The organism is Pseudonocardia spirodelae (assembly GCF_037727765.1).
GTDB lineage: Bacteria > Actinomycetota > Actinomycetes > Mycobacteriales > Pseudonocardiaceae > Pseudonocardia > Pseudonocardia spirodelae.
The window spans coordinates 105,843-132,102 of the sequence record NZ_JBBJUP010000014.1 but is presented as its reverse complement, the minus strand read 5'-3'; the positions used below and the strand labels follow the sequence as shown (position 1 = coordinate 132,102).

The window sequence follows — 26,260 nt, the reverse complement described above, 5'->3', positions numbered from 1 at the left end:
GCGCTCAGAGCTCGTAGGAGCGCAGCCAGACCGTCTGCGAGGCCCGGCGCAGCGCCGAGAGCACGTCCTCGGGCAGCACCCGGTCGGTGTCGGTCAGCACGTAGCCCAGGTCGCCGTTGGTCGACAGCGACTGGCCCACGACGTTCACGCCGGCGTCGGCCAGCAGCCGGTTGATGTCGGCGAGCACGCCCGGCGTGCTGGTGTGCAGGTAGGCCGTCCGGAAGACCCCGGGCGGGTTCGGCGCGCCCACGTTGGGCAGGTTGACCGACAGGGGAGTGGCGCCCACCTGCACGAAGTCGAGCAGCTTGCGGGAGACGAAGGTGCCGATGCCCTCCTGCGCCTCCTGGGTCGACCCGCCGATGTGCGGGGTGAGGATGACGTTGTCCAGGCCGCGCAGCGGGGAGTCGAACTCGTCGCCCTGCGCCTTGGGCTCGATGGGGAACACGTCGACCGCGGCGCCGGCGATGTGGCCGGACAGGATGTTCTCCCGCAGCGCCAGCTCGTCGATGACCATGCCGCGCGAGGCGTTGATGAACATCGAGCGGGGCTTCATCCGGGCGAACTGCTCGGCGCCGAACAGCCCGGCGTTGCCGGGGCGGCCGTCGACGTGGATGGACACCACGTCGGACTCGGCCAGCAGCGCGTCGAGGGTGGGCATGCGGCGGGCGTTGCCGTGGGCGAGCCGGTCGGCGGTGTCGTAGAAGACGACCTGCAGCCCGATGGCCTCGGCCATGTTCGACAGCTGGGTGCCGATGTTGCCGTAGCCGACGATGCCCAGCGTGCGGCCGCGGAACTCGTGGGCGCCCTTGGCGGACTTGTCCCACACGCCCTCGTGCATCCGCTGGGTCTTCTCGGTGAGCCGCCGGGCCAGGACGACGATCTCGCCGATGACCAGCTCGACCACGCTGCGGGTGTTGGAGTACGGCGCGTTGAACACCGCGATGCCGCGCTCGGCCGCCGCGGTCAGGTCGACCTGGTTGGTGCCGATGCAGAAGCAGCCGACGGCCAGCAGGTCCTTGGCGGCGTCGAGCACCTCGGCGGTGATGGTGGTGTTGGAGCGGATGCCGAGCAGCGACACCCCGTCGAGCGCCTCGTGCAGCTCGTCGCCGCTGAGTGATCCGGCCCGGGTCTCGACCTCGAAGCCCTCGCGTCGGAACGCCTCGGCGGCGCCGGGGTGGATGTTTTCCAGCAACAGGACCTTCACCCGTCCAACCTAGGACGCGCGGGGCCCGGCGGGGCACGGGGGCGGCCATTGTCGCCAGGACGACGATCGGTTAGGTTCGCCTCACCTCACCCGTTACGGACGGAGCATGCCGGAATGTCCAGAATCATCGGAGCGCGCCGCCGCGCGCTCCTCGTCGCGACCGGGCTCGTGACCGCACTGCTGGTCGCCGGCTGCGCAGGCGGTGGCGACCAGCAGGACGCGCCCGCGGCGCAGCCCGGGCAGGGGACGTTCCCCGTCCGGATCGACCACGCCTACGGCACGACCGAGATCCCGGCCGAGCCGACGCGCGTGGTCACGGTGGGCCTGTCCGACCAGGACCCGCTGCTCGCGCTGGGCGTGCGCCCGATCGCGGTGAACCCCTGGTACGGCGACTACCCGTCGGCGACCTGGCCGTGGGCCCAGGACGAGCTGGGCGACGCGCGCCCGGTCGTCCTCAACGGCGGGGTGCGCAACGACGAGGCGCCGCCGGTCGAGGAGATCGCCGCGCTGAAGCCGGACCTGATCATCTCCCTCTACAGCGGGACGACCGCCCAGCAGTGGGAGCAGCTGTCGCGGATCGCGCCGACCGTCGTCCCGGACGCGGAGTTCACCGACTTCCGGATCACCTGGCAGGAGGCGACCCGGGCGACCGGCGAGGCACTGGGGCGCGAGCAGGAGGCGCGCGACCTCGTCGCGGCGACCGAGGCCCGCTTCGCCGAGGCGGCCCGGGCGAACCCGGGCTTCGCGGGCAAGCAGGTCGTCGTCGCGGAGCGGTTCGAGCCGGGGGAGAGCGTGGTGCGCAGCGGCAACGACGTGCGCGCCCGGTTCTTCGACCAGCTCGGCTTCCGGTCGCCGACCGACATCGGCGGGCTGAAGCCCGACGAGTACGGCGAGATCGCCGTGTCCGACGAGCTGATGGGCTCGCTGTCGCGCGACCTGCTCGTGTGGAACATCGGCAACGACCCGAGCGTCCGTCCGCAGATCGAGGGCAACCCGGTGTACCCGACGCTGCCGGTCGTGCAGCAGGACAAGGTGCTGTGGCTCGAGGACCCGGTCGTCGCCGGCGCCTTCAGCTGGGGCACCGTCCTGAGCCTGGACTACGCACTGGAGCAGCTGGTCCCGCAGATCGCGCAGACGGTCGGGGACTGACGTCCGGGCGGCGTGGCCGGTCCCTGTCACGGGGGCGGGCCACGCCGCCGGGGCACCCCTCCGACGGTCGAACTGTCATAACGTGCATTATCGGCTCGGCGGTAGGGTGCACCGGTGACCGGTCCGATCCACCACGTCGAGCTGTGGACGCACGACCTCGCGCAGGCCGAGCCGTCCTTCCACTGGCTGTTCACCGAGCTCGGCTGGACCCTGCGCGACGACGGCTGGGACCGCGGCCGCGTCTGGACGCATCCGGCCGGCGTCTACGTCGTCCTGGAGCAGTCGCCCGACGTGCGCGGCCACCACGACCGGCACCGCGCCGGGCTCAACCACCTCGCGCTGACGGTGCCGGACCGCCCGCGGCTCGACGCGCTGCGGGCGGCCTGCGGCGGGCACGGCTGGACCGAGCTGTTCGCCGATGCCTACCCGCACGCGGGCGGTCCGGCGCACACGGCGCTGTTCGCCGAGAACGCCCAGGGTTTCGAGGTCGAGATCGTCGCGCCGGGCCCGTGAGCGCCTACGCGCCGCGGCCGGTCGCGTCCTGCAGCTCGTCGATGCGCCGCGACGCCTCGACCTTGCTGAGCCCGTCGATGTCCGCCGGCGCCTCGCGGCCGGCCTGCTGGAGCAGCGTCTCCAGGTACGAGCGCTGCGGGCCGGTCATCGGCTCGTCGCCGGTCGTCCAGTCCGCGGGGTCCTTCTCGGCCGTCCCGGGGTCGACGGCGTCGGTGCTGTGGTCGTTGGTCATGAGTCGAACATATCTTCGATCCCCGCTCCCCGCACGACGGACCGTTCCCGCCTCGCGAGAACTGTCATAACGGGGAACGGGTCGTCGTCGGTGCTGGTCAGTACGCTCCCGGGTGTGCCCCTGGACGAGTACCGGCGCAAGCGCGACCCGCGGCGGACCCCGGAGCCGGTCCCCGAGCGGGACGGCCCGGCCGCGTCCGGCGGCGACCGCTTCGTGATCCAGGAGCACCACGCCACCGCCCTGCACTGGGACCTGCGCCTGGAGCGCGACGGCGTGCTCGCGTCCTGGGCGGTGCCCAAGGGCCTGCCCGAGGACTCCGCCACGGTGCGGATGGCCGTGCGCACCGAGGACCATCCGCTGGAGTACCTGGACTTCGCCGGGGACATCCCGCGCGGCGAGTACGGCGGCGGGACGATGTCGGTCTGGGACACCGGGCGCTACGAGACCGAGAAGTGGTCCGACCGCGAGATCGCGTTCGTGCTGCACGGCGAGCGCACCCGCGGCCGGTACGTGCTCCTGCACCGCAGCACGGGCGGACGTCCCGACGGCTGGCTGCTGCGCCGCACGCGCGAGCAGCCCGCCGGGGCCGCACCGCCGGGGGAGCCGCTCCCCCACGACGTCGTGCTGGCGGTCCCCCGCACCGCCCCGGCACTGCCCGCGGGCGAGGCCTGGACGGTGCGCCCGGTCTTCGGCGGCCGCCGGGTGCTCGTACGGGCCGACGGCGGCCGCCTCGTGCTGCGCCCGGTCGACGAGCGCGGCCGCCCGGGCGACCCGGTGGAGACACCCGGCGCGCTGCGCGCCCTGGGCCCCGCCCTGGGCCCCGGCGGGCACCTGCTCGACGCGGAGCTGACCGCGCGCGGGCAGCTCTGGGTCACCGACGTCCTGCACACCGGGGGCCACGACGTCCGGGAGCTCCCGGCCGAGCGGCGCCGCGCACTGCTCGAGGACCTCCCGCTCGACGGGCCGCACCGGCGCGCCGCCCCGGTCTACCCGAACGCTGGGCCCCGGCTGCTCGACGCCGTCCGCGAGCAGGGCCTGCCCGGGGTCGTGGCCGTGCGGGCCGGGTCCCCGTACCCCGGGGGCGACACCGAGGACTGGGTGCAGGTCGGTGCGGGCGCGACGGGGAGCCGGCCGGGACCGCGCGAGGGGTACGGGCGCGCGTCGCTGTCCAACCCCGACAAGGTGCTCTACCCCGCCACCGGCACGACCAAGGCCGACGTGCTCGGCCACTACCTCGCCGTCGCCGGGGCGATGCTCCCCCACGTCGACACGCGACCCGCCACGCTCAAGCGCTGGCCGGACGGGGTGGAGGGCCCGTCGTTCTTCGAGAAGAACGTGGCCCGCCACGCCCCGCCCTGGCTGCGCACCGCCCGGGTCGGCACCCCCGGCGGGCGCTCGGAGTCCGCCGACTTCGCCGTCCTCACCGACACCGAGGGCCTGGCCTGGGCGGCGAACCTGGCGGCGCTGGAGCTGCACGTGCCGCAGTGGCGGCTCGGTCCCCGCGACGGCCGGCGGGGAGTGCACGCGGACCGCGTGCCGGACCGGGTGGTGTTCGACCTCGACCCCGGCGAGGGCACGACGGTCGTGGACTGCTGCCGGGTCGCGCTGTGGCTGCGTGAGCTGCTCGACGGGCACGGCCTGGCCGCGTACCCGACGACCTCGGGCGGCAAGGGCATGCAGCTCTACGTCCCGGTGCGGGTCACCCGGCCCGAGCGGACCAGCGGGTTCGCCCGCGAGGTCGCCGAGCGCCTGGCGCAGGAGCACCCGCGCGAGGTCGTCGCGGTGATGACCCGGGCCCGGCGGCGCGGGAAGGTGTTCGTGGACTGGAGCCAGAACAACACCGCCAAGACGACGATCGCGCCGTACTCCCTGCGCGGGCGCGAGCTCCCGACGGTCGCCACCCCCCTGACCTGGGACGAGGTCGAGGGCTGCCGCGAGCGGGAGGACCTCGTGTTCACCCTCGACGACCTGCCGGCGCGCCTGGACGCCCACGGCGACCTGATGCGTCCCCTGATCGACACCGAGGGTTTCCGCCTGCCCCGTGGTGGCACGATCTTCCGCCTGCCAGGCTGACCCACCGTGCACCACCCGTACCTCGACGGCCCGTACCCGCGCGCCTACGCCCACCGCGGCTGGCACATCGGCGAGCTCGCCGGCTGCGAGAACACCCTGGCCGCGTTCACCGCCGCCGCCGACCACGGCCTGCGCTACGTGGAGATGGACGTGCACGCCAGCGCCGACGGGGTGCCGTTCGTGCACCACGACCCGACGCTGGACCGCACCACCGACGGCGCGGGCCGCATCGACGAGCGCCCGGCCGCCGAGCTCGACGGGGTGCGGGTCACCGGCGCGCACCGCAGCGAGCCGCTGCCGCGGCTGGCCGCGGTGCTCGCGGCCCTGCCCGGGGTGCGGGTCACCGTCGAGCTGAAGTCGGCGGCGGTGATCGCGCCGACCCTCGCCGTGCTCGACGCCGCCGACGCCTGGGACCGGGTGTGCCTCGGCTCGTTCTCCGGGCGGTGGCTGTCCGCCGCCCGCGCCGGGGCCGGAGCGCGGCTGTGCACGTCGATGGGGCAGGCCGAGGTGGTCGCGCTGCGGGCCCGCGCCTGGGGTGTGCCCGGCGCGCTGCTGCCGTCGCCGGCGGGGGTGTTCGCGCAGGTCCCGACCACGTTCGGGCCGATCCCGGTGGCCGGTGACCGCCGGTTCGTGCGGGCCGCGCACCGCGCCGGGCACGAGGTCCACGTGTGGACGGTCGACGACGCGGCGGCGATGCGGGAGCTGCTGTCGATCGGCGTGGACGGGCTGCTGTCGGACCGCCCCGACCTGCTGCTCGACGTCGTCGGCAGCTGAGCGCTCCGCCCGGCGACACCGTCACGCCACCGGTAGTTTCCCGGGCAACGGGTGCCCACGGCGGACCTCCGCCGAGTTCGACGACGAACGGGAGCAGCATCGTGGCGGAGCGCGACGCGCGGTACGACTACGTGGTGGTCGGTGCGGGATCGGCGGGGGCCGTGGTCGCGGCCCGGCTCGCGGAGGACCCCGGCCTGCGGGTCCTGCTGCTGGAGGCCGGCGGGGACGACCGGGACCATCCGGAGATCGCGCGGCCCGGGGCGTGGCCGTACACGCTGCAGGGCACGTCGTTCGACTGGCAGTACGAGACGACCCCGCAGAAGTACGCCGCCGGGCGGGTCGGCGTCGTCCCGCGCGGGAAGGTGCTGGGCGGGACGAGCGCGATCAACGCCCTGGTCTACGTGCGCGGGCACCGCAGCGACTTCGACAACTGGGCCTACCAGGGCAACCCCGGCTGGGACTACGCGAGCGTGCTGCCCTCGTTCCGCCGCTCGGAGGACTACGAGTTCGGGGCGGACGAGTACCACGGGGCCGGCGGGCCGCTGTCGGTGCGCCGGTTCACCGCGGACAACGCGAACCCGGTGTCGGTCGCGATGCTCGACGCGGCACTGGAGGCCGGCTACCCCTCGACCGAGGACTTCAACGGCGCCACCATGCGCGGCGCCGGGTTCAACAGCGTCACGATCAACCGCGACGGCACGCGGTCGGGCACGTTCATGTTCCTGCGCGACACCCCGGCGAACCTGACGATCGCGACGCACGCACTGGCCCGGCGCCTGCTCGTCGAGGGCGGGCGGTGCACCGGGGTGGAGTTCCTCCGCGACGGCGCGCTGCAGCGGGCCACGGCCGAGCGCGAGGTGATCGTCTGCGGCGGCGGCATCGACTCCCCCCGGCTGCTCATGCTGTCCGGGATCGGGCCCGCCGACGAGCTGACCGCGGCCGGGGTCACCCCGGTGCTGGACCTGCCCGGCGTCGGGAAGAACCTGCAGGACCACCTGCTGACCGGTGTCGTCTACGAGTCGGCCCGGCCGGTGCCGCGGGCGACCTGGGCCAACCACTCCGAGACCACCCTGTTCTGGCCCGACGACGAGCGCGGCCTGGGCATCTGCCCCGGCATGCAGATCCAGTTCATCCACGTGCCGTTCGCGCCGGTCGGGTTCACCGGCCCCGAGGAGGGCGCCGGCTACACCGTGACGCCCGGCCCGAACCGGATCGTCAGCCGCGGCGAGATCCGGCTGCGCTCGGCCGACCCGGACGACCCGCCGGAGATCGACCCGAACTACCTGATGGAGGAGGCCGACGTGAGCGCGCACGTGCGGGGCATCCGGATGTCGCGCGAGATCGGCGAGGCCCGCGCGCTGTCGGAGTGGCGGCGCCGCGAGGTGCTGCCGGGACCGGACGTGCGCACCGACGCCGAGCTGCGCGACTACGTGCGCCGCGCGGCCAGCACGATCTACCACCACGTCGGGACCTGCCGGATGGGCGTCGACCGGGGCGCGGTGGTCGACCCGCAGCTGCGGGTGCACGGGCTCGACGGGCTGCGCGTCGCGGACGCCTCGATCATGCCCGCGATCACCTCGGGCAACACGAACGCACCGTCGATCATGATCGGTGAGCACTGCGCGGAGCTGGTCCGCGCCGGGGAGGGGTCCGGACGTGGCTGAGCCGGTGGTGATCGAGGTCCGCTGCAACGAGGCCGCGGAACGGGACGGGAACCCGGCGCTGCCCTACGGTCCGCAGGAGGTCGTGACCGAGCTGCTGGCCTCGGCCCGGGCGGGCGCGTCGGTGCTGCACTGGCACGCCCGCGACGCCGACGGCACCGAGCGGGCCGACGACGTCGCGCTGTACCGGGAGGTGATCCGAGGGGTGCGGGAGAGCTCGCGGGACACGGTGCTGCACCCCACGCTGGGGTTCATGGCGACCCAGGGCGACGCGCGGGGCCGGATGCGCCACATCCTGGAGCTGATGGAGGACCCGCAGACCCGGGTCGACGTCGTCCCGGTGGACTTCGGGGCCTACGGCGCGGACCTGTGGGACGCGGCGGGCGGCCGGTTCCGCACCGGGGACCGGTTCGTCGTCAACGAGGTCGGGTACCTGCGGGAGCTGCTCGGCGTGATCGCCGGGACGGGGCTGGCGGTGTACCCGGTGGTGTGGAGCGCGGGCGGGGTGCGCACCGCGCGCAGCCTGCAGGCCGAGGGCCTGCTGCCCCGCACCAGTGTGTGGTGCCTGGGCTTCACCGGCGACGAGGTGCCGGGCGGCCCGCCGCCGACGCCGGCGAACCTGCAGACCTTCCTCGACGAGCTGCCGCCGGGCGACCCGTGGACGGTGCACTGCCGCAACGGCGACGTGCTGCCGCTGGCGGCGTGGGCGATCACCCGGGGCGGGCACGTCAGCATCGGGCTGGGCGACTTCGGCTACGACCGGTTCGGCGCGCCCCGCAACAGCGAGCTGGTGGCGCGGGTCGCAGGGCTCGCCGAGACCCTCGGCCGCCCGGTGGCGACCCCGGCGCAGGCGCGGGAGATCCTCGGCCTGGATCCTGCGTAGTCGGGCGGAGGCCGCGGCCCAGTGGCGCCGATACGCTCACGCCCGTGACCGCCGCGACCGCTGCCGAGACCACGCCCCGCCGATCCCGGGTGTGGGCGTGGGGGATGTGGGACTGGGGGTCCTCGGGCTTCCAGCACATCGCGCTGACCTTCGTGTTCTCGGTCTACCTGACCGACGCGGTCGGCGCGGACCTGCCGGGCACGATCAGCGCGAACAGCTGGCTGGCGTGGTCGACGGCGGCGGCCGGTGTGCTGATCGCGCTGATGGCCCCGGTGATCGGGCAGAGCGCGGACCGGCGGGGGCGGCGGCTGCGGGCGACCGGGGTGTGGACGGCGCTGGTGGTGCTGTGCATGCTCGGGATGTTCTTCGTCCGCGACGACTGGTCCTACCTGTGGCTGGGCCTGCTGCTGCTGGGCCTCGCCTCGATCTTCGTCGAGCTGGCGGCGGTGTCGTACTACGCGCTGATGGCGCAGGTGTCGACGCCGGCGACGGTCGGGCGGGTGTCGGGGTTCGGCTGGGCGCTGGGCTACGTCGGCGGCATCGTCCTGCTGCTGGCGGTCTACGTCGGCCTGCTCTCCGGCGACGGCGGCCTGCTGGGGGTGCCGACGGCGGACGGGATGGACGTGCGGATCGCCGTCGTCGTGGCCGCGGTGTGGTTCGCGGTGTTCGCGGCGCCGATGTTCGTGCTGCTGCCCGAGACGGCCCCGGTGGCGCCGCACGCGCCGAAGCTGGGGGTCGCGGGGTCCTACCGCGCACTGCTGGCCGACCTGCGTGCGTTGTACCGGGCCAGCCCGCACACCGTGTACTTCCTGGGGGCGAGCGCGCTGTACCGGGACGGGCTGAACGCGATCTTCGCCTTCGGCGGGGTGCTCGCGGTGACGGTGTACGGGCTGGAGCCCGGCCAGGTGCTGATCTTCGGGGTGGCGATCAACGTGGTGTCCGCGGCCGGGGCGCTGGCCGGTGGCCGCCTCGACGACCGGTACGGGCCCAAGGCGGTGGTGGTCGCGTCGCTCGCCGGGCTGGTCGTGGTGGGGATCGTGCTGCTGCTGGTGTCCGGACCGACGATGTTCTGGATCTTCGGGCTGGTGCTGGGGCTGTTCGTCGGTCCGGCGCAGGCGTCGTCGCGGTCGTACCTGTTGCGGATCTGCCCGCCGCAGCAGGAGGGCCAGCTGTTCGGGCTCTACGCGACGACCGGACGCGCCGTGTCGTTCCTGGCGCCGGCGCTCATCGGGCTGTTCACCTTCTGGCTGGGCTCGGACCGGGCGGGCACGATCGGGATCGTGCTGGTCCTGGCCGCGGGACTGCTCGCGCTGCTGCCCGTCCGCTCCCCCGCGGGTGCACGGCCCGTCGCGACCCCGTGAACAGTCGCCGATCCGGTGGTGAGCACCGTCACACATGGCTGACACGTCACATCGGAGTGTGTAACGGGGCGCAGTAGGGAACACTGGTCAATCGGGCGCAGAGCGGGTTACCGCGAGGTAACTCGAGCGGACCGTTCTGCCCTGCCGCCGGAATACCGTAGCTCCCAGCACGTTACACCCGGTGGCGGAGAGGTAACCGTCGAGGTGCTCCCTCGACATCGCGCTACAGGAGGGTGACGCATGGCCGACCGCGTTCTGCGTGGCAGCCGTCTCGGGGCTGTCAGCTACGAGACCGACCGCAACCACGACCTGGCGCCGCGGCAGATGGTCCGTTATGTGTCCGACTCCGGTCACGAGTTCGAGGTGCCGTTCGCCAACGACGCCGAGGCTCCCGCGACCTGGGAGTCGCCGCAGGGCGGCCTCGGGCGCCGCGTCGACGGCACCGAGCCGGAGCAGAAGAAGCAGAAGCCCCCGCGTACGCACTGGGACATGCTGCTCGAGCGCCGGTCGATCGCCGAGCTCGAGGAGCTGCTCGACGAGCGCCTGGAGCTGCTGCGCGAGCGCCGCGCCGAGATCGCCTGACGCGGACACCGCGCCACCGGTCCACGACGGAGCCCGGGCCCCTGTGGGGTCCGGGCTCCGTCGCGTTCGGGATCGCGTTCGGAGTTCGCGTTCGGAGTGGTAGGCGGAGCCGTGCGCGGGAGCGCGCCACCGGGCCGCCCCGCGGGCATGATGGCCCCTGATGAACGATCAGCAGACCGGTACCGACGGCGCCCACCGGCCCGTGCGCGACCTCGCCGACGACCACGTGCGGCGTCTCGCCGCGCTCGACCCGATCCTGGCCGGCGACCTCGGCCTGACCGAACGGCAGGACGAGCTGCCCGACCTCTCCCCCGACGGCACCGGCGCGCTCGTCGACGCCTGCCGCGACACCCTGGCCCGCCTCGACGCGCTGCCCCGCCCGGCCGGCGCGGAGGACCCGGACGAGCGGCGGTGCGCGCGGCTGCTGCGTGAGCGCCTCGGCGCCCAGCTCGACCACCTCACCTCCGGTGAGCCGCAGCGGGCGGTGCAGGAGCTGTTCGGGCCGCTGGCCACGCTGCGTACCGCGTTCACCCTCATGCCCGTCGACGGCGAGCAGGACTGGGCCACCGTCGCGGCCCGGATGGCGCGGGTGCCCGAGGCGCTGGCCGGGTACCGGGCGTCGCTGACCGAGGGGCGGCGGCGCGGGTCGTTCGCCGCGCCCCGCCAGGTCGTGCGGGTCACCGAGCAGATCGACTCCTGGAACGCCGACGGCGCAGGCCGCGGCTGGTTCGCCGCCTTCGCCGACGACGCGGGCGTCGGCGCCGCCGTGCGGGCCGACCTCGACCGCGGGGCGCGCGACGCGACCGCGGCGCTGGGCGAGCTGCGCGACTGGCTGGCCACGGAGTACCTGCCGGCGGCCGAGGGCACCCCCGACGGCGTCGGGCCGGACCGCTACCGGATCGCGAACCGGTTCTGGAACGGTGCCGACATCGACTCCGCCGAGGTGTACGACTGGGGCTGGTCGGAGTTCCGGCGGATCCGCGAGGAGATGGTCGTCGAGGCCGGGCGGGTGCTGCCGGGCGCCTCGGTCGCCCGGGCGATGGAGTTCCTCGACCGCGACGGCGGCTCGACCGGCGTCGTCGTGGGCGGGGAGGCGGCGCGGGCGCACCTGCAGCAGATGATGGACGACACGATCGCCGAGCTCGACGGCGTCCACTTCGACCTGTCCGGGCGGCTGCGCGACGTCGAGTCGCGGCTGGCGCCCGCGGGGAGCGCGGCGGCGCCGTACTACACGCCGCCGGCGCTGGACTTCTCCCGGCCCGGGCGCACCTGGCTGCCGGCCAACGCCGACGACCGCTACCCGCTGTGGGACCTGATCAGCACCTGGTACCACGAGGGTGTCCCGGGCCACCACCTGCAGCTGGCGTCCTGGGCGCTGCGGTCGACGGAGCTGTCGACGTTCCAGACGTCGCTGGTCGGCGCGGTCAGCGCCGACGTCGAGGGCTGGGCCCTCTACGCCGAGCGCCTCATGGACGAGCTCGGCCACCACGACGACCCCGGGTCGCGGCTGGGCTACCTCAACGCGCAGATGCTGCGCGCCGTGCGCGTGGTGATCGACCTCGGGATGCACCTGTCGCTGGAGATCCCCGGCGACTCCCCCGTCGGCGCCGGGCTGCGGTGGACCCCGGAGCTGGGCCGGGAGTTCTTCGGCCGCCACGTCGGCGGCGGGGACGCGATGGCGGACTCGGAGCTGCTGCGCTACCTCGGCGGTCCGGCGCAGGCGATCGGCTACAAGCTGGGCGAGCGGGCCTGGCTGACCGGCCGTGAGCGGGCCCGTGCCGCGCACGCCGCGCGGGGTGCGGAGTTCGACCTCGCCGCGTGGCACGCGGCCGCGCTCGACCAGGGCACCCTCGGTCTGGACGACCTGGTGCCGGAGCTCGCGGAGCTGCCCGCCGCGCGCGGCTGAGCCGCACCGTCCCGGGCGCCGCCGGCGGCTCAGCCGTGGGCGGCGCCCTCGGTGACCGGGCCGGCGGGCCGCTCCGGGGTGTCACGGCCGAGGCGGTACGACACGCCCCAGCAGGTGACCCGCCACAGCGCCTCGGCGACGATGCCGCCGCTCATCTTCGACGCGCCGCGCTCGCGCTCGGTGAAGGTGATCGGGACCTCGCGGACCCGGAACCCGGCCCGCACCGCGCGCCAGGCCATGTCGACCTGGAAGCAGTAGCCCTGCGAGGCGACCGAGCCCAGGTCGAGGTGCTCGAGCACGCTGCGCCGGTAGACGCGGTAGCCGCCGGTGATGTCGCGCAGGCCGACGCCGAGCGCGAGGCGGGAGTACAGGTTGCCGCCGCGGGAGAGGACCTCGCGGTGCCAGGGCCAGTTCACGACGCGCCCGCCGGGGACGTAGCGGGAGCCGAGCACGACGTCGGCGTCGGCGAGTGCGGCGAGCAGGGCGGGCAGGTCCTCGGGGGCGTGCGAGCCGTCGGCGTCCATCTCGACGACGACCTGGTGCCCGCCGGCCAGCGCGTGCCGGAAGCCGTCGAGGTAGGCGGCGCCGAGGCCGCTCTTGCCGGGACGGTGCAGGACGCGGACCCGCTCGTCGGCGGCGGCGAAGGAGTCCGCGAGCTCCCCGGTGCCGTCGGGGCTGGCGTCGTCGACGACGAGCACGTCGGCGCCGGGCAGGGCGGCGTGCAGCCGCGCGAGGGCGGGACCCAGGTTGTCCCGCTCCTCGTAGGTGGGAACCACGACCAGGACCGGGCCCGGTGGTGCAGCCATGCTCGTCCTCTCCCCCGCCCGTGCCTGCCGACCGGACGACCCTACCCGCACTGCGCGCACCGGCCCGGTCACCGGTGGTCGCGGTGCCGCGGGACGCGGTCGTGCGGACAGCGTAGTGGGCGTGCTCCGGATCGCGGAGGACGGTCAGCGGGTGCCGGCGAGCAGGTGCGCGTTGCCGAGTGCCTCGAGCACCCCGCCGCGGCCCCCCGCGGGGGCGTTCTCGCCGGGCAGGAACCACTCGTAGCCGTAGGTGGCGGCGAAGGACGCGTCGTCGACCGAGGCCGGGTCGATCTGGCTGGCGTGGGCGAGCATGGCGGCCCGCTTCACGGCGAGCTCGGCGGGCCCGCCCCCGACGGCGACGGCGATCTCGGCGGTGACCCGCCCGTAGCCGACGCCCGCGGCGTGCGCGGCGCCGTGCACGAGGTGCCGGCCGGGGGCGGCGAGCGCGAGGTGTTCGCGGTCCACGGTCATCCGGTAGCCGTGCGCGCCGGTCAGCGCGCAGGCGAGCGTGCCGGCGGCGTGCGCGGCGCGGTGGTCGGGGTGGCCGTAGATGCCGGCGTCGTCGTCGTGCAGGACGGTGCCCGCGCCCTCGGCGTCGGCGATCTCGGCGACGGCCCGGCCGAGCGCGACCGGGTCGGCGCCGGCCAGGGCGCGGGGGTGGGCGGTCCCGGCTCCGCCGGGCAAGCCGGAGTCGCGGTGCCCGAGCAGCACGAGCCGGTCGACGCCGAGCAGCGCGGCGGCCTCGGTGAGCTCGCGCCGGCGCCGGTCGGTGACGGTCTCGCCGCGGTCCAGCGGCAGCCGGGAGCCGCCGAGGTCGCCCCCGGTGGCCATGACGAGCACGACGCGGGCGCCGGCGTCGGCGAGGCGGCGCAGGGTGAGGCCGGTGAAGATCGCCTCGTCGTCGGGGTGGGCGTGCAGGGCCAGGACGGTCTGGCCGGAGAGGGAGGTCACCTGGTGATCGCTTCGCGTGCGGGGCCGGGTCGGCCGGTGCGGGGACGGACCGGAGCGGGTCGGTACCCGGGCGGCGCGAGCGGTCCCGGCCGGAGGCGGGGACCGCGGTGTCAGCCGCGCGGGGACGGACCCCGGCGACAGCGACACGCGGCGGCGCGCACGGGGCGCGCGGCGGCGGAGGCGGTCGTCGGGGCGATCACGCGGCCGATGATGGCAGGGTCGCCGTCGCGGGTCCACACCGGGGCCCCGCGACGGCGCTCACACCCGGATCAGACGGCGGCCTTCGGCATGATCAGCCACAGGACCAGGTAGATCACGAACTGCGGGCCGGGCAGCAGGCAGGACAGCACGAACAGCAGGCGCACGGTGCCCCGCCCCATGCCGAAGCGGTCGGCCAGCCCGGCGCAGACCCCGGCGATCACCGTCCCGCTGCGGGGCCGGACGAGGCGCTGGGACGCGGGCATGTTCACGGGTGTCTCCTTCGTGGTGCGGGTGGGTCCGGTCCCCACCCTGGCACCGGTGGGCCCCGGCGCGCTCGGGGAACACCCGGAGGGCGACCCCGAACCCGCCGGGTCCCGGCCTACAGGACGACCAGGTCGCGCGGGGTGGTGTTGAGCCGCTCCACGCCGTCGGCGGTGACGACGACGATGTCCTCGATCCGCGCACCCCACCTGCCGGCCTGGTAGATGCCGGGCTCGACGGAAAAGGCCATGCCCGCGTCGAGGACGAGGTCGTTGCCGCCGACGATGTAGGGCTCCTCGTGGACGTCGAGGCCGATGCCGTGGCCGGTGCGGTGGATGAAGTGCTCGCCGTGCCCGGCGGCGGCGATGTGCTCGCGCGCGGCGCGGTCGATGTCGGCGGCGGTGGCGCCGGGGCGGACGGCGGCGACGGCGCGCTCCTGGGCCTCCTGCAGCACCGCGTAGGTCTCCTTGACCTCCGGGCCGGGCTCGCCGCCCACGGCGTAGGTGCGGGTGCAGTCGGAGTTGTAGCCGCCGGGCAGCGGCCCGCCGATGTCGATGACGACGACGTCGCCGGGCTCGATCACGCGGTCGGACACGTCGTGGTGCGGGCTGGCGCCGTTCGGGCCGGACCCGACGATGACGAACGCGGCCTCGGTGTGCCCCTCGGCGACGATGGCGGCGGTGATGTCCGCGCCGACCTCGGCCTCGGTGCGGCCGGGCCGCAGGAACTCGCCCATGCGGCGGTGCACGCGGTCGATGGCGGCGCCGGCGGCGCGCAGCCGGTCGATCTCGGCGGGGTCCTTGCGCATCCGCAGCTCCCGCAGGACGGCGCCGGCGAGGAGCTGGGGGACGTCGGGGAAGGCGTGGCGCAGTCCGAGCACGTGGCGGGCCTGCATGTCGTCGTCGACGGACATGCGGGTGGGGCCGCCGGCGAGGTCGCTGACGAGCAGGTAGGGGTCCTCGCCGTCGGTCCAGGTGACGAGGTCGATGCCCAGTGCCTCCAGCGGCACGTCGGCGAACCCGGGTGCCTCCAGCGACGGCACGACCAGCGCGGGCGGGGCGCGGTGCCCGGCGGCGGGCACGACCAGGCAGGTCAGGCGCTCGTGGGAGGACCCGTCGAACCCGGTCAGGTAGCGCAGGTCGGTGCCGGGGGTCAGGAACAGCACGTCGGTGCCCTGCTCGGCGGCGTGCTCACCGGCCCGGCGCAGCCGGTCGGCGAGCAGCTCGGTGGGGACGGCATCGTTCATGACCGTGAGCGTAGGCGGGCACGGGGGGTGCACGACCGCCGCCCGGAGCACCCGCGCGTCGGCCGGGCGGCGGTGCCGGGGCGCCCGGACGCGCAGCGTGACCGGCCGGCGGGCGACCGGGGGTCAGGACGGGGGCGGGTACGGCTCCGCGGCGAGCTCGGCGAGCGCGGCGACGGCGTCGGCGAGGTCGGTGAAGCGGCCGACGCCGTCGAGGCTCGGCGGCGGCCCCGACCGCGGGCGCGGCGGCGGGCCGGCCAGGTGGCAGCGGACCCGCCTGCGGTGCGCGGCGTAGCGCAGGTGGCGCAGCACGGCGGCCCCGCCGGGTCCGAAGGCGGTGACCCCGGCGAGGTCCAGCACCAGGTGGCGCGGCACCGGCCCGCCGGCGGGCGCGGTCATCTCCAGGTCGGCCAGGCGCAGCAGGCGCGCACCCGCGGCGCGGTCGAGGATCCCGGTCGGGGCGATCACGTGCACCCCGGGCAGCGGATGGTCGACGTGCAGGCGCGCGGGCGCGTCCGGGCCGTCGCGGGCCGGGTCGCCGGGGACGGCTCCGGGCGTGGGCGGGAGGAGGGTGGTCACCGGCGGCTCCGTCGCGGTCGGTCGGCAGCGGTCCGTGCGGGCACGGAGGGTGAGCTGACGGCTCAACTCGACGGTTCCCGGCGCGACGCGCGCCGGGCTCCCGATGGTGGCCCGCGCCCGCCTGCGCGGCAAGCCGGACGCGCGGGGCGCGGGTGCGGCGGGGTCAGTCCGCGTCGAGGGCGTGCGGGTGCGCGGTGACGGTCCCGGCGAGCTCGACGAGCTTGACGTTGAGGTCCTGGGAGGTGCGGCGCAGCACGTCGAAGGCGCCCTCGGCGGTCAGGCCGCGCCGGGCCATGAGGATCCCCTTGGCCTGGCCGATGACGTCGCGCGAGGCGATGGCCTGGCGCAGCTGGGTCGCCTGCAGCTCCGCCGCCGACACCGACACGCAGGTGGCCAGGGCCAGCGAGGCGTGGGTGGACAGCAGGAGCAGCCGGTCGCGGTCGTCCGGGGTGAACGTGCCGGGGCCGGTGGCGTAGACGTTGAGCGCGCCGGGCAGGCGGGGCGGCTCGGCGTTGGGGACCAGGGAGCAGGCCAGCACCGAGCGGAACCCGTGCTCGACGGCGGCGCGGGCGAACTCGGGCCAGCGCTCGTCGGCGGCGAGGTCGTCGGCCGAGGCCAGGGCGGGCCCGTCGGCGCGGGCGGACTCGACGCACGGGCCGCGGCCGCTGGAGTACTGGGCCTCGTCGATGACCGAGGCGGCCGGGGCGGTCTCGACGGGGGTGTGGAACCGGCCGTCGTCGTCGCGCAGGGTGACGCTGACCAGGTCGGCGCCCGGCACGACCCGGCGCGCGGCGGCCACGACCCGGGCCAGCACGTCGGCGACGCTGCCCGAGGCGAGCAGCGCGCCGGTCAGGGCGGTGAACTCGCGGGCGAGCGGGCCGGCCTCGGCGATCGCCTGTTCGGCGGTCCCGTCGCGCTGCTCGGCGGCGACGAACAGGTCCCGATCGGCGAGCCAGTCCTGCTCGATCCCGGTGGTCGACGCGCTCCCGTTGTGCTCCACGGGAACATTCTGCACAACCTGCGCCGGATGCGGTGCGCACCCGGGGGGCCGGTCGGTGCCAGACTCCGTGCATGAGCGAGCGCCCGCTGATGCTGCTGGACTCCGCGAGCATGTACTTCCGCGCCTACTTCGGGGTCCCGGAGAGCGTCACGGCGCCGGACGGGACACCGGTGAACGCGGTGCGCGGGTTCACCGACATGATCGCGCGCCTGGTCACCGAGCACCGCCCGGCGCGGCTGGTGGCGTGCCTGGACCTGGACTGGCGCCCGGCGTTCCGGGTGGCGGCGCTGCCGTCGTACAAGGCGCACCGGGTGGAGGCGGGCCGGGCCGGGGACGAGGTGCCGGCCGGGGTGCCCGAGGAGGTCCCCGACACCCTCGCCCCGCAGGTGCCGCTCATCATGGAGGTGCTGGCGGCGGCCGGGATCGCGACCGGGGGCGCGGCCGGCTGCGAGGCCGACGACGTCATCGGGACGCTGGCCCACCGCGAGGCCGCCGACCCGGTGCTGGCGGTCTCCGGCGACCGCGACCTCATGCAGATCGTGCGCGACGAGCCGCCGGTGCGGCTGCTCTACATCGGGCGCGGGCTGAACAAGGCCGAGAACCTCGGCCCGGCCGAGGTGGCGGAGAAGTTCGGGGTGCCCCCCGAGCGGGCCGGGGCCGCGTACGCGGAGATGGCGATGCTGCGCGGCGACCCGTCCGACGGGCTGCCCGGCGTGCCCGGGGTCGGCGCGAAGACGGCGGCGACGCTGGTGGGCCGCTTCGGCTCGTGGGCGGAGCTGCTGGCCGCGGTCGGCGACGGCGACACCCGCCTCGGGCCCGGCCCCCGCTCGAAGCTGGCCGCGGCCCGGGAGTACCTCGACGCGGTCGAGCCGGTGGTGCGGGTGCTGACCGACGCCGAGGTGGAGCACAGCCGCGACGACGTGCTGCCCACCGCGTTCGCCGACCCCGCGCGGCTCGAGGAGCTGGCGCAGCGCTGGGGCCTGCAGTCCTCGGTGGGGCGGCTGCGGACCGCACTGGAGTCCGCCGCGCGCTGACCCCGCGGGCGGGGTGCGGGAGGATCCCGCTGTGACGTGCCCGGACCACCACCCCGTGCCCCCCTCCTCCGCCCACGACGACGCCGTCGCCCGCGAGACGGCGCTGCGCGCGGCGGCCGCGGAGCCGATCACCTCGCCGCACGAGGGCGCCCCGGCCGCGGTGACGGCCGCGGTCGGCGCCGCGGTGGACGCGCTCGGCGCCGAGCTGCTGGCCCTGTCCCACGACCTGCACGCGCACCCGGAGACCGCGTTCGCCGAGCACCGGTCGGTGGGGCGGGTGGCCGAGCTGCTGCGCCGGCACGGCGTCGCGGCCGACGTGGGCGTGCACGGCCTGGAGACCGCGCTGCGGGCGAGCACCGGGGCGGGTGGCGGCCCGACGGTCGCGGTGCTCGCCGAGTACGACGCGCTGCCCGGGCTCGGCCACGCCTGCGGGCACAACGTCATCTGCTCGGCCGCGGTCGGCGCGTTCCTCGCCCTGGCCCGGGTGCTCGCCGTGCACCCGGTGCCCGCGACGGTGCTGCTGCTGGGCACGCCCGCCGAGGAGGGCGGCGGCGGCAAGGAGACGATGGCCCGCGACGGCGCGTTCGACGGCGTCGACGCGGCGGTGATGCTGCACCCCTTCGCCCACGACATCGCCGACCACCCGTTCCTGGGCCGCCGCCAGCTGGAGGTCACCTACCACGGCGTCGCCGCGCACGCCGCGGCCCAGCCGCACGGGGGGCGCAACGCCCTCGACGCCGTCGTCGCCGGGTACCAGGGGATCGCGATGCTGCGCCAGCACCTGCCCGACACCGACCGGGTGCACGGCATCGTCACCGACGGCGGGCAGGCGCCGAACGTGGTGCCCGAGCGGGCCGCGGCGCGCTACTACCTGCGTTCCGCGCACCCGGAGACGCTGCGGGACCTCACCACGCGGGTCGAGGCGATCGCGGTCGCGGCGGCGGCGATGACGGGCTGCGGCTACACGCTGGACTGGGACCCGCGGCCGCCGTACCTGCCGATCCGGCACAACCGGACCCTCGCCGCGCGCTGGGCGGTGCACCAGGCCGGGCGCGGGCGCACGGTCCTGCCGCGCGGGGTGGTGCCCGAGTCCCTGACCGGGTCGACCGACCTGGGGAACGTGTCGCTGCGGGTGCCGGCCATCCACCCGATGATCGCGATCGCCGGGCCGGGCACCGCCCTGCACACGACCGGGTTCGCGGCGGCCGCCGCCGGGCCGGGCGGGGACCGCGCGGTGCTCGACGGCGCCGCCGGGCTGGCCACGGTGGTGGCCGACCTGCTGCACGACGCGGCGCTGCGCGACGCGGTCGCCGCCGAGTTCGCCGAGCAGGGCGGGGCGGTGGACGTGCCGTCGTTCTTCGACTGACCCCGGCGGGCTCAGCGGTCCTTCGGCGCCGCCCGGATGTGGATCTTCTCGCCCTGCGGGCCGAAGAGGCTGAGCACCTCCACGCTGCGGGCGGGGTCGGCGGAGCCGAACCAGTGCGGGACGTGGGTGTCGAACTCGGCGGCCTCCCCCGCACCGAGCACGACGTCGTGGGCGCCCAGGACCAGGCGCAGCCGCCCGTCGAGGACGTAGAGCCACTCGTAGCCCTCGTGCACGCGCGGGTCGGGCCGGTCCCCCCGGTAGGGGATCAGCATCTTGAACGCCTGCAGCCCGCCCGGGCGCTCGGTGAGCGGCACGACGGTCATGCCGTTCGCCCGGCGCGGGCGCAGCCGCACCCGGGGGTCGCCGACCGGCGGGGCGGCGACGAGCTCGTCGAGCGGCACCTGGTGCGCGGCGGCGATCGGCAGCAGCAGCTCCAGGGTGGGTCGGCGCCCGCCGGACTCCAGCCGGGACAGCGTGCTCACCGAGATGCCGGTCGTCTCCGACAGGCCGGCCAGGGTCATGCCGCGCGCGGTGCGCAGACCCGCCAGCCGCGGGCCGACGCCGGCCAGGGTGTCCGCGATCGCCTCGTCCACGCCCCCACCTTGCCAGTCCGACAACCCGGTTTGCCACCGTGCGGTCACGGCGAGCAGGGTGGCGGTACCGTCACCGCCTCCGGAGGGAGACCCCATGAGCACCCCGTCCACGACCGGGGACCGCTGGTCCGCCGAGTTCTGGGACGCCCACTACGCCGGGCGCCCGCAGGTCTGGTCCGGGCGGGTCAATCCCGTCCTGGCCGAGCAGGTCGCCGACCTCGCGCCCGGCCGCGCCCTCGACGTCGGCTGCGGCGAGGGCGGCGACGCCGTGTGGCTGGCCGGGCGGGGCTGGCGGGTCGACGCCGTCGACGTCTCCGCCGTCGCCCTGGACCGGGCCCGCGGCGCCGCCGAGGCCGCCGGGGTGGCCGAGCGGATCACCCTGCGGGCGGCGGACCTGCGCACCGACCCGCCGCCGCCGTCGTCCTACGACCTGGTCAGCGCCCAGTTCCTGCACCTGCCCCCGGACGTGCGCCGCCCGCTGTACGCCGCGCTGGCCGAGGCGGTCGCGCCGGGCGGGACGCTGCTGCTGGTGCTGCACCACCGCCGCGACCTCGACGCCGGCATCCCCCGCCCGCCCGAGCCGGAGGTGTTCCCCGACGAGCGCGAGCTCGCCGCCGAGCTCGACCCCGCGGGCTGGGAGGTGCTGGTCGCCCGGGCCCGGCCGCGTCCGGCGACGCTGCCCGACGGCACCGCGGTGACCGCGCACGACACCGTCGTGCGGGCCCGCCGTACCGGCGCCTAGAAGAACGTCCCGCACCACGGGGCCGGGCCGGTCACGGCGAACAGCGCGTCCGCCCGGGCCGCCGCCCCCGCGGTGTGCTCGCTGCACCGCCCGGCCGCGACCAGCCGCGACGGCGCCCGGTCCCCCAGGAACACCGTCGCCAGGCCGTCCGCGGCGCACTCCAGGTCCGCGACGGCGCCGGCGGCCGGCGCGGCGCCGCCGGGCCCGATCCGCCAGGTGCCCCCACCGAGCAGCGGGTCGTGCACCCGCAGCACCACCGGCATGCCCTCGCCCCAGCTGCGGGCCGCGAGGGCGGCGCCGGGGTCGACCAGGCGCAGCCACAGGTCGTCGCCGCGGCCGGTGACGCGGTGGCGGCGCGCGTCGGCGAGCATCAGGTCGAGGTCCTCGTCGAGCGGGCGCGACCACCCGCGCACACCGCTCGACAGGTCCAGGCCGGTCAGGAACCGCCACAGCCCGGCGGTCGCGTCCGGCCCGTCCGCCCACAGCTGCTGGATCTCGACCTCGTCGCCGCCGCCGGTGCGCAGGTCGCCCTCGACGACGCCCCAGACCGCGAACCCGTCGTCGGCGCCGTCGGCGCCGGTGTGCACGGCGACGCCCTTGTACTGCCCGGCGGTCGGCCCGGCCGGGCGCAGTGCGCGGCGCCACCAGCGTGGTGAGCGGGTCATCCCGCCGGGGCGCCGGGCGGCCAGGCGCTCCTGCAGCGCGGGCAGCACGGTGGCGGCCCGGTCGGGTCCGAGCATCCGCACGGTGCCGCCCGCCGGTGCGCCGGGGCGCCAGTCCGGGCGGGCGTCGAGCCGTACGTGCTCCCCGCGGGAGGCGACACCGTAGCCGTAGCGGCCGTAGATCGCGGCCTCGGAGGCCCGCAGGACGGTCGCCACGTCGCCGCGGTCGCGGGCGGCCGCCAGCTGGGCGCGCATCAGGGCCGACAGCCGGCCGGCGCGGGTCCGGTCCGGCCGCACGCCGACCCCGCTGACGGCGGCGGCGCCGACCACGGCCCCGCCGGGCAGCGTCAGCCGGGTCGGGAACGAGTACGCGGAGCCGACCGGGTCGTCCGGGCCGTCGCCGTCGAGGCCGAGCCAGTGCTCGTCGGGGGCGTGCCCGTGGGCCTCCCACGCCTCGTCGGTCAGCGGGCCGTGGTGCAGCGTGGACAGGAACAGGTCGAAGGCCCGGCGGCGCTCGGCGGGGTCGGTCAGGGTGCGGACGGCGTGCGGGGATGCGGGGGGCTCGGGGCTCACAGCCGCCGAGCCTGCTGCCCGCAGGGGGTGCGCGCCACCGGATTCGGGCCCGGTGGCGCGCGGCCGGGGCCCGGTCAGACCCGCGAGACCTGGTAGTCGCCCTGGTCGCTGGTGACCACGACCGGCACCTCGACCTGCTCGCCGTCGACGACGGCCTGGCAGGTGAACCGGGTCCCCGCCGAGACCGCGACGTCGTCGGGGCAGGCGACCTCGCCGACCTGCAGGCCGTAGTCGCGGCTCAGGACCTGGTTCACCCCGGCCTGCAGCGCGGTCCGGTCGAGGGTGTCGCTGCCGAGCACCCCGGTCCAGAACAGGGACCCGAGTACGAGCGCGGCGACCACGACGGCGCCGATCCCGGCCAGGACGTAGAGCCGGGTCCGTGACGGCCCCTGCACCGCGTCGCGCGACACCCAGGGCTGCTCGCCGCCGGTGCCCGGGTTCTCCCAGGCCCCACCGCCCCAGCTGCCGTCGGACGCGGCGCCCGGTCGGGCGTCCTCGCCCCGGGCCGCGGCGGGCGAGGTGGTCGGCACGGCCTCGGTGGGCGCGTCGGCCTCGGCGGCGCGACGCCGGCGGCGGCGCCCGGTCGGGACGGCCCAGCCGTCGTCGTCGCCGGTGCCCTCGTCGCCCCACAGCGGCTCGGCCGCACCGGGGTCGCGGCCGGCGTCCTGCCGGGCCGCGGACGGGTCCCACCCGGCGTCGGCACCCGGGTCGGCCCAGCCGGCCCGCTGGTCGTGCTCCGGCGACCACGCGCCGGTGGCGGCCGGGTCCTCGCCCCAGCCGCCGGGCGGTGGCGTGCCCCAGGCGGGGATCTCCCCGGTCCGCTCCGCGGCGTCCTCGCGGTGCCGCTCCGGTCCCTGCGGGTTGCTCATCGCCTACTCGTCCGCCCGTCCGTCTCTCGTCGTCGCCCGGTGTGCCGGGCTCACTGCATCCCCGCCGCGACCACGCCGCGGCGTACCGCACCGGAGGCCCGGTGCGCGGCCTTCCCGACCGCGCTCGACCGGCCCGCCACACCGGCGATCTGGTCGAGCAGGTCGAGGACCTGCCGTGCCCAGCGTACGAAGTCGCCCGCGGACAGCTCGTGCCCGTTCCGTTCCGCGGCCTCCAGCACCTGCGCCAGGGACTCCCCGCGGGCCCACCGGTGCATCGGCCAGGCGAAGGCCAGGTCGGGTGCCCGGGTGCGCTCGGCCTTGTGGCGGCGCTGGTCGGCGTCGAGATCCTCCCAGAGCCGCACGGTGCGTTCCAGCGCGTCGCTGACCGGCCCGGCGGGCAGCCGCGGCATCGGCGCGTCGTCGCGGCGGGACTCGTAGACCAGCGCGGACACCACCGCGGCGAGCTCGTCGGGCTCCAGTCCCTCCCAGGCGCCGTGGCGCAGGCACTCGGCGGCGAGCAGGTCGGACTCGCCCCACAGCCGGGCCAGGACGCGCCCGTGGTCGGTGATCTCCTCCTCGCCGGTGGAGCCCTGCCCGGCGGGCACGAGGTAGCCGCGCTCGGTGAGCAGCGCCCGGATCCGGTCGAACGCGCGGGCCAGCGAGTGGGTCGTCGCGCGCACCTTCTGGCGCAGCGTCTCGACCTCGCGGTCGAGCCGGGCGTACCGCTCGCCCCAGCGGGCGTGGGCCTCGCGGTCGTCGCAGCCGTGGCAGGGGTGTGCCCGCAGGGCGCGGCGCAGCGTCGCCAGCTCCGGGTCGTCGTTCACGCCGTGCCGGCGCCGCCGCCCGGTCGCGGCCCGGCCCTCGCCGAGCCGCGAGGCGCGCAGCGAGGACGCCAGGTCCCGGCGGACCTGCGGGGAGCGGTGCTCGACCCGCTTGGGCAGCTTGATCCGGCCCAGCACCTCGACGGCGTCGGGGAAGTCGGCGGAGGACAGGCGCCCGGCCCACCGGTCCTCGGTGCAGACCAGCGGACGCGGCTCGGCGTCGCGCCCGGCGGCCGACACCGCCCCGATGCCCGGGTCCAGCACGACCGCGATCCCGGCCCGCTTGCCCGAGGGCACCGCGATCACGTCGCCCGGGCGGAGCTCGCGCAGCGACTCGGCGGCCTCGTCGCGGGCCGCGGCGGTGTTCTGGCGGCGCAGCGACCTCTCCCGCTCGGAGATCCGGCGGCGCAGGTCGGCGTACTCGGCGAAGTCGCCGAGGTGGCAGGTCATGGCCTCGCGGTAGCCGGCCAGCGCCTCGGTGTCGCGGTCGATGCGCCGGGCCAGGCCGACCACCGAGCGGTCGGCCTGGAACTGGCCGAAGGACCGCTCCAGCAGCTCGCTCGCCGCGTCGGTGCCCAGCCGGCCGACGAGGTTGACCGACATGTTGTAGACCGGGCGGAACGAGCTGCGCAGCGGGTAGGTGCGGGTGGAGGCCAGGCCACCGACCTGCTCCGGGTCCATGCCGGGGGTCCACAGCACGACGGCGTGGCCCTCGACGTCGATCCCGCGCCGCCCGGCGCGCCCGGTGAGCTGCGTGTACTCCCCCGGGGTCAGGTCGACGTGGGCCTCGCCGTTGTACTTCACCAGCCGTTCCAGGACGACGGTGCGGGCGGGCATGTTGATGCCCAGCGCCAGGGTCTCGGTGGCGAACACGCAGCGCACCAGCCCGGCGACGAACAGCTCCTCGACGGTCTCCTTGAACGCCGGCAGCAGCCCGGCGTGGTGGGCGGCGATCCCGCGCTCGAGGGCGTCGCGCCACTCCCAGTAGCCGAGCACCCCCAGGTCGGCCTGCGGCAGGTCACCGGTGTGCTTCTCGACGATCCGGCGGATCTCGTCCACCTCGTCGGGCTCGGTGAGCCGCACCCCGGCCCGCACGCACTGTCCGACCGCGGCGTCGCACCCGGCCCGGGAGAACACGAAGGTGATCGCCGGGAGCAGGCCCTCGCGGTCGAGCCGGTCGATGACCTGCACCCGCGACGGCGGGCGGAACCCGCCGCCGCGCCCCGGCCCGCCCGGCCCGCGCCCGACGACGGCCTTCGAGTCCGGCTGCCCGCCGCGGGTCCGGCGGCGCCCGTCGCCGCCGCGCCCGGCCCCCCGCCCCGGGCCGCCGCGCCCGCGCGGCCCGCGGTCCCCGGCCCGGTCGGCGGAGCGGGCGCCGGCGGAGTCGCGGCGCTGCATCTCGCGGGTGTGGCGCAGCAGCTCCGGGTCGACGACGAGCGCGGCGCCGCCGGCGTCGCCGGGTGCGCGCCGCTCCCCGAACAGGTCGAACATGCGGTTGCCGACCATCATGTGCTGCCACAGCGGCACCGGGCGGTGCTCGTCGACCACGACGCGGGTGTCGCCGCGGACCTCGACCAGCCAGTCGCCGAACTCCTCGGCGTTGCTCACCGTGGCCGACAGGCCGACGACGGCGACGTGCTCGGGCAGCTGGAGGATGACCTCCTCCCACACCGCGCCGCGGAACCGGTCGGCGAGGTAGTGGATCTCGTCCATCACGACGTAGCCGAGGTGGTCCAGGCGCCGGTTCGCCGCGGCGTCGGAGTCGGCGTAGATCATGTTGCGGAGCACCTCGGTGGTCATCACGACCACCTGGGCGTCGCCGTTGACGGCGGTGTCCCCGGTGAGCAGCCCGACGGCGTCGGCGCCGTAGCGCTGGACCAGGTCGGCGTACTTCTGGTTCGACAGCGCCTTGATCGGGGTGGTGTAGAAGCACTTGCGGCCCTCGGACAGGGCCAGGTGCACCGCGAACTCCCCGGCGACGGTCTTGCCGGCGCCGGTCGGCGCGCAGAGCAGGACGCCGTGGCCGTCCTCCAGGGCCTCGCAGGCCTCGCGCTGGAACGGGTCCAGGTCGAAGGGCATCAGGCCGGTGAACTCGGCCAGCCGCGGGTACGCGGCGCGGGCCTTCGCCGCCGCGTACGCGGCGGCCGGGTCGGCGGCGGAACCAGTCACGGCCCCAGGCTGTCACACGGCGCCGACAGCACGCGCCGTCACGCGGTGAGCC

24 protein-coding genes are annotated in these 26,260 nt (G+C 76.1%); 12 read left to right on the top strand and 12 right to left on the bottom strand.

Annotation, left to right across the window (positions count from 1 at the left end; genetic code table 11):
• Nucleotides 1-4: 4 nt before the first annotated feature.
• On the bottom strand, nt 5-1,204 hold the full coding sequence (gene serA / locus WJX68_RS17805; RefSeq protein WP_340292345.1) for a phosphoglycerate dehydrogenase: 1,200 nt from the start codon (nt 1,202-1,204) through the stop codon (nt 5-7).
• 114 nt (nt 1,205-1,318) lie between these two features.
• Here serA and WJX68_RS17800 point away from each other — a divergent pair, with 114 nt between their 5' ends.
• Nucleotides 1,319-2,353, top strand: coding sequence for an ABC transporter substrate-binding protein (locus WJX68_RS17800; RefSeq protein ID WP_340292343.1), 1,035 nt, complete (start codon nt 1,319-1,321; stop codon nt 2,351-2,353).
• A 114-nt stretch (nt 2,354-2,467) separates the two neighbouring features.
• On the top strand, nt 2,468-2,866 hold the full coding sequence (locus WJX68_RS17795; protein WP_340292341.1) for a VOC family protein: 399 nt from the start codon (nt 2,468-2,470) through the stop codon (nt 2,864-2,866).
• A gap of 4 nt (nt 2,867-2,870) precedes the next feature.
• Here WJX68_RS17795 and WJX68_RS17790 read toward each other — a convergent pair whose 3' ends face one another.
• Nucleotides 2,871-3,098, bottom strand: a complete 228-nt coding sequence (locus WJX68_RS17790) for a DUF3072 domain-containing protein (protein ID WP_340292339.1) — start codon at nt 3,096-3,098, stop codon at nt 2,871-2,873.
• Between the two features lie 114 nt (nt 3,099-3,212).
• Between WJX68_RS17790 and ligD the strand changes: the two genes are divergently transcribed.
• The 7 genes from ligD to WJX68_RS17755 all read left to right on the top strand — a co-directional run bounded on the left by ligD (nt 3,213) and on the right by WJX68_RS17755 (nt 12,338).
• Nucleotides 3,213-5,171: a non-homologous end-joining DNA ligase gene (ligD, locus tag WJX68_RS17785; protein ID WP_340292337.1), complete on the top strand. Its 1,959-nt coding sequence runs from the start codon at nt 3,213-3,215 to the stop codon at nt 5,169-5,171.
• 6 nt (nt 5,172-5,177) lie between these two features.
• Nucleotides 5,178-5,945: a glycerophosphodiester phosphodiesterase family protein gene (locus WJX68_RS17780; protein WP_340292335.1), complete on the top strand. Its 768-nt coding sequence runs from the start codon at nt 5,178-5,180 to the stop codon at nt 5,943-5,945.
• A 101-nt stretch (nt 5,946-6,046) separates the two neighbouring features.
• A complete protein-coding gene (locus tag WJX68_RS17775; RefSeq protein ID WP_340292333.1) occupies nt 6,047-7,609 on the top strand; it encodes a GMC family oxidoreductase in 1,563 nt (520 codons plus the stop codon).
• The gene (locus WJX68_RS17770; protein ID WP_340292331.1) at nt 7,602-8,489 is read left to right on the top strand and encodes a beta-keto acid cleavage family enzyme; all 888 of its coding nucleotides are present in this window, start codon (nt 7,602-7,604) and stop codon (nt 8,487-8,489) included. Before WJX68_RS17775 ends, WJX68_RS17770 begins: the two co-directional genes overlap by 8 nt.
• 44 nt (nt 8,490-8,533) lie before the next feature.
• Nucleotides 8,534-9,850: an MFS transporter gene (locus WJX68_RS17765; RefSeq protein WP_340292329.1), complete on the top strand. Its 1,317-nt coding sequence runs from the start codon at nt 8,534-8,536 to the stop codon at nt 9,848-9,850.
• 240 nt (nt 9,851-10,090) lie between these two features.
• A complete protein-coding gene (locus tag WJX68_RS17760) occupies nt 10,091-10,432 on the top strand; it encodes an RNA polymerase-binding protein RbpA (RefSeq protein WP_340292327.1) in 342 nt (113 codons plus the stop codon).
• Nucleotides 10,433-10,592: 160 nt separating this feature from the next.
• On the top strand, nt 10,593-12,338 hold the full coding sequence (locus tag WJX68_RS17755) for a DUF885 domain-containing protein (RefSeq protein ID WP_340292324.1): 1,746 nt from the start codon (nt 10,593-10,595) through the stop codon (nt 12,336-12,338).
• A gap of 29 nt (nt 12,339-12,367) precedes the next feature.
• Here the strand turns inward: WJX68_RS17755 and WJX68_RS17750 are convergent, their stop codons facing one another.
• The 6 genes from WJX68_RS17750 to WJX68_RS17725 all read right to left on the bottom strand — a co-directional run bounded on the left by WJX68_RS17750 (nt 12,368) and on the right by WJX68_RS17725 (nt 17,379).
• On the bottom strand, nt 12,368-13,144 hold the full coding sequence (locus WJX68_RS17750; protein WP_340292322.1) for a polyprenol monophosphomannose synthase: 777 nt from the start codon (nt 13,142-13,144) through the stop codon (nt 12,368-12,370).
• Nucleotides 13,145-13,288: 144 nt separating this feature from the next.
• On the bottom strand, nt 13,289-14,095 hold the full coding sequence (locus WJX68_RS17745; protein WP_340292320.1) for a PIG-L deacetylase family protein: 807 nt from the start codon (nt 14,093-14,095) through the stop codon (nt 13,289-13,291).
• Nucleotides 14,096-14,364: 269 nt separating this feature from the next.
• Complete coding sequence (locus tag WJX68_RS17740) at nt 14,365-14,559, bottom strand: PspC domain-containing protein (protein ID WP_340292423.1); 195 nt, start codon at nt 14,557-14,559, stop codon at nt 14,365-14,367.
• 116 nt (nt 14,560-14,675) lie between these two features.
• Nucleotides 14,676-15,803 (bottom strand): M24 family metallopeptidase, encoded by a 1,128-nt coding sequence (locus WJX68_RS17735; protein WP_340292318.1) that lies wholly within the window; start codon nt 15,801-15,803, stop codon nt 14,676-14,678.
• Nucleotides 15,804-15,926: 123 nt separating this feature from the next.
• A complete protein-coding gene (locus WJX68_RS17730; RefSeq protein WP_340292316.1) occupies nt 15,927-16,379 on the bottom strand; it encodes an STAS domain-containing protein in 453 nt (150 codons plus the stop codon).
• Between the two features lie 163 nt (nt 16,380-16,542).
• Complete coding sequence (locus WJX68_RS17725) at nt 16,543-17,379, bottom strand: ANTAR domain-containing protein (protein WP_340292314.1); 837 nt, start codon at nt 17,377-17,379, stop codon at nt 16,543-16,545.
• A 71-nt stretch (nt 17,380-17,450) separates the two neighbouring features.
• Between WJX68_RS17725 and WJX68_RS17720 the strand changes: the two genes are divergently transcribed.
• Complete coding sequence (locus WJX68_RS17720) at nt 17,451-18,413, top strand: 5'-3' exonuclease (protein ID WP_340292312.1); 963 nt, start codon at nt 17,451-17,453, stop codon at nt 18,411-18,413.
• A gap of 55 nt (nt 18,414-18,468) precedes the next feature.
• On the top strand, nt 18,469-19,779 hold the full coding sequence (locus WJX68_RS17715; RefSeq protein WP_340292310.1) for a M20 family metallopeptidase: 1,311 nt from the start codon (nt 18,469-18,471) through the stop codon (nt 19,777-19,779).
• Nucleotides 19,780-19,790: 11 nt separating this feature from the next.
• Here the strand turns inward: WJX68_RS17715 and WJX68_RS17710 are convergent, their stop codons facing one another.
• Nucleotides 19,791-20,360 (bottom strand): helix-turn-helix domain-containing protein, encoded by a 570-nt coding sequence (locus WJX68_RS17710; protein ID WP_422785725.1) that lies wholly within the window; start codon nt 20,358-20,360, stop codon nt 19,791-19,793.
• 106 nt (nt 20,361-20,466) lie between these two features.
• On the opposite strand from WJX68_RS17710, the gene WJX68_RS17705 reads away from it, so the two are divergent.
• The gene (locus tag WJX68_RS17705) at nt 20,467-21,114 is read left to right on the top strand and encodes a class I SAM-dependent methyltransferase (protein WP_340292306.1); all 648 of its coding nucleotides are present in this window, start codon (nt 20,467-20,469) and stop codon (nt 21,112-21,114) included.
• Here WJX68_RS17705 and WJX68_RS17700 read toward each other — a convergent pair.
• The 3 genes from WJX68_RS17700 to WJX68_RS17690 form a co-directional block, all read right to left on the bottom strand.
• Nucleotides 21,111-22,349, bottom strand: coding sequence for a GNAT family N-acetyltransferase (locus WJX68_RS17700; protein WP_340292304.1), 1,239 nt, complete (start codon nt 22,347-22,349; stop codon nt 21,111-21,113). The two genes, WJX68_RS17705 and WJX68_RS17700, sit on opposite strands and share 4 nt — an antisense overlap.
• A 74-nt stretch (nt 22,350-22,423) precedes the next feature.
• On the bottom strand, nt 22,424-23,218 hold the full coding sequence (locus WJX68_RS17695) for a DUF4333 domain-containing protein (RefSeq protein ID WP_340292302.1): 795 nt from the start codon (nt 23,216-23,218) through the stop codon (nt 22,424-22,426).
• 50 nt (nt 23,219-23,268) lie between these two features.
• Entirely contained in the window at nt 23,269-26,208 is a 2,940-nt protein-coding gene (locus WJX68_RS17690; protein WP_340292300.1) for a DEAD/DEAH box helicase, read from the bottom strand.
• Nucleotides 26,209-26,260 lie beyond the last annotated feature (52 nt).

Coding starts and splice junctions, on each gene's coding strand:
- WJX68_RS17800 (WP_340292343.1), top strand. CDS start 1,319: ATGTCCAGAATCATCGGAGCGCGCCGCCGCGCGCTCCTCGTCGCGACC.
- WJX68_RS17790 (WP_340292339.1), bottom strand. CDS start 3,098: ATGACCAACGACCACAGCACCGACGCCGTCGACCCCGGGACGGCCGAG.
- WJX68_RS17760 (WP_340292327.1), top strand. CDS start 10,091: ATGGCCGACCGCGTTCTGCGTGGCAGCCGTCTCGGGGCTGTCAGCTAC.
- WJX68_RS17755 (WP_340292324.1), top strand. CDS start 10,593: ATGAACGATCAGCAGACCGGTACCGACGGCGCCCACCGGCCCGTGCGC.
- WJX68_RS17750 (WP_340292322.1), bottom strand. CDS start 13,144: ATGGCTGCACCACCGGGCCCGGTCCTGGTCGTGGTTCCCACCTACGAG.
- WJX68_RS17740 (WP_340292423.1), bottom strand. CDS start 14,559: ATGCCCGCGTCCCAGCGCCTCGTCCGGCCCCGCAGCGGGACGGTGATC.
- WJX68_RS17735 (WP_340292318.1), bottom strand. CDS start 15,803: ATGAACGATGCCGTCCCCACCGAGCTGCTCGCCGACCGGCTGCGCCGG.
- WJX68_RS17720 (WP_340292312.1), top strand. CDS start 17,451: ATGAGCGAGCGCCCGCTGATGCTGCTGGACTCCGCGAGCATGTACTTC.
- WJX68_RS17705 (WP_340292306.1), top strand. CDS start 20,467: ATGAGCACCCCGTCCACGACCGGGGACCGCTGGTCCGCCGAGTTCTGG.
- WJX68_RS17695 (WP_340292302.1), bottom strand. CDS start 23,218: ATGAGCAACCCGCAGGGACCGGAGCGGCACCGCGAGGACGCCGCGGAG.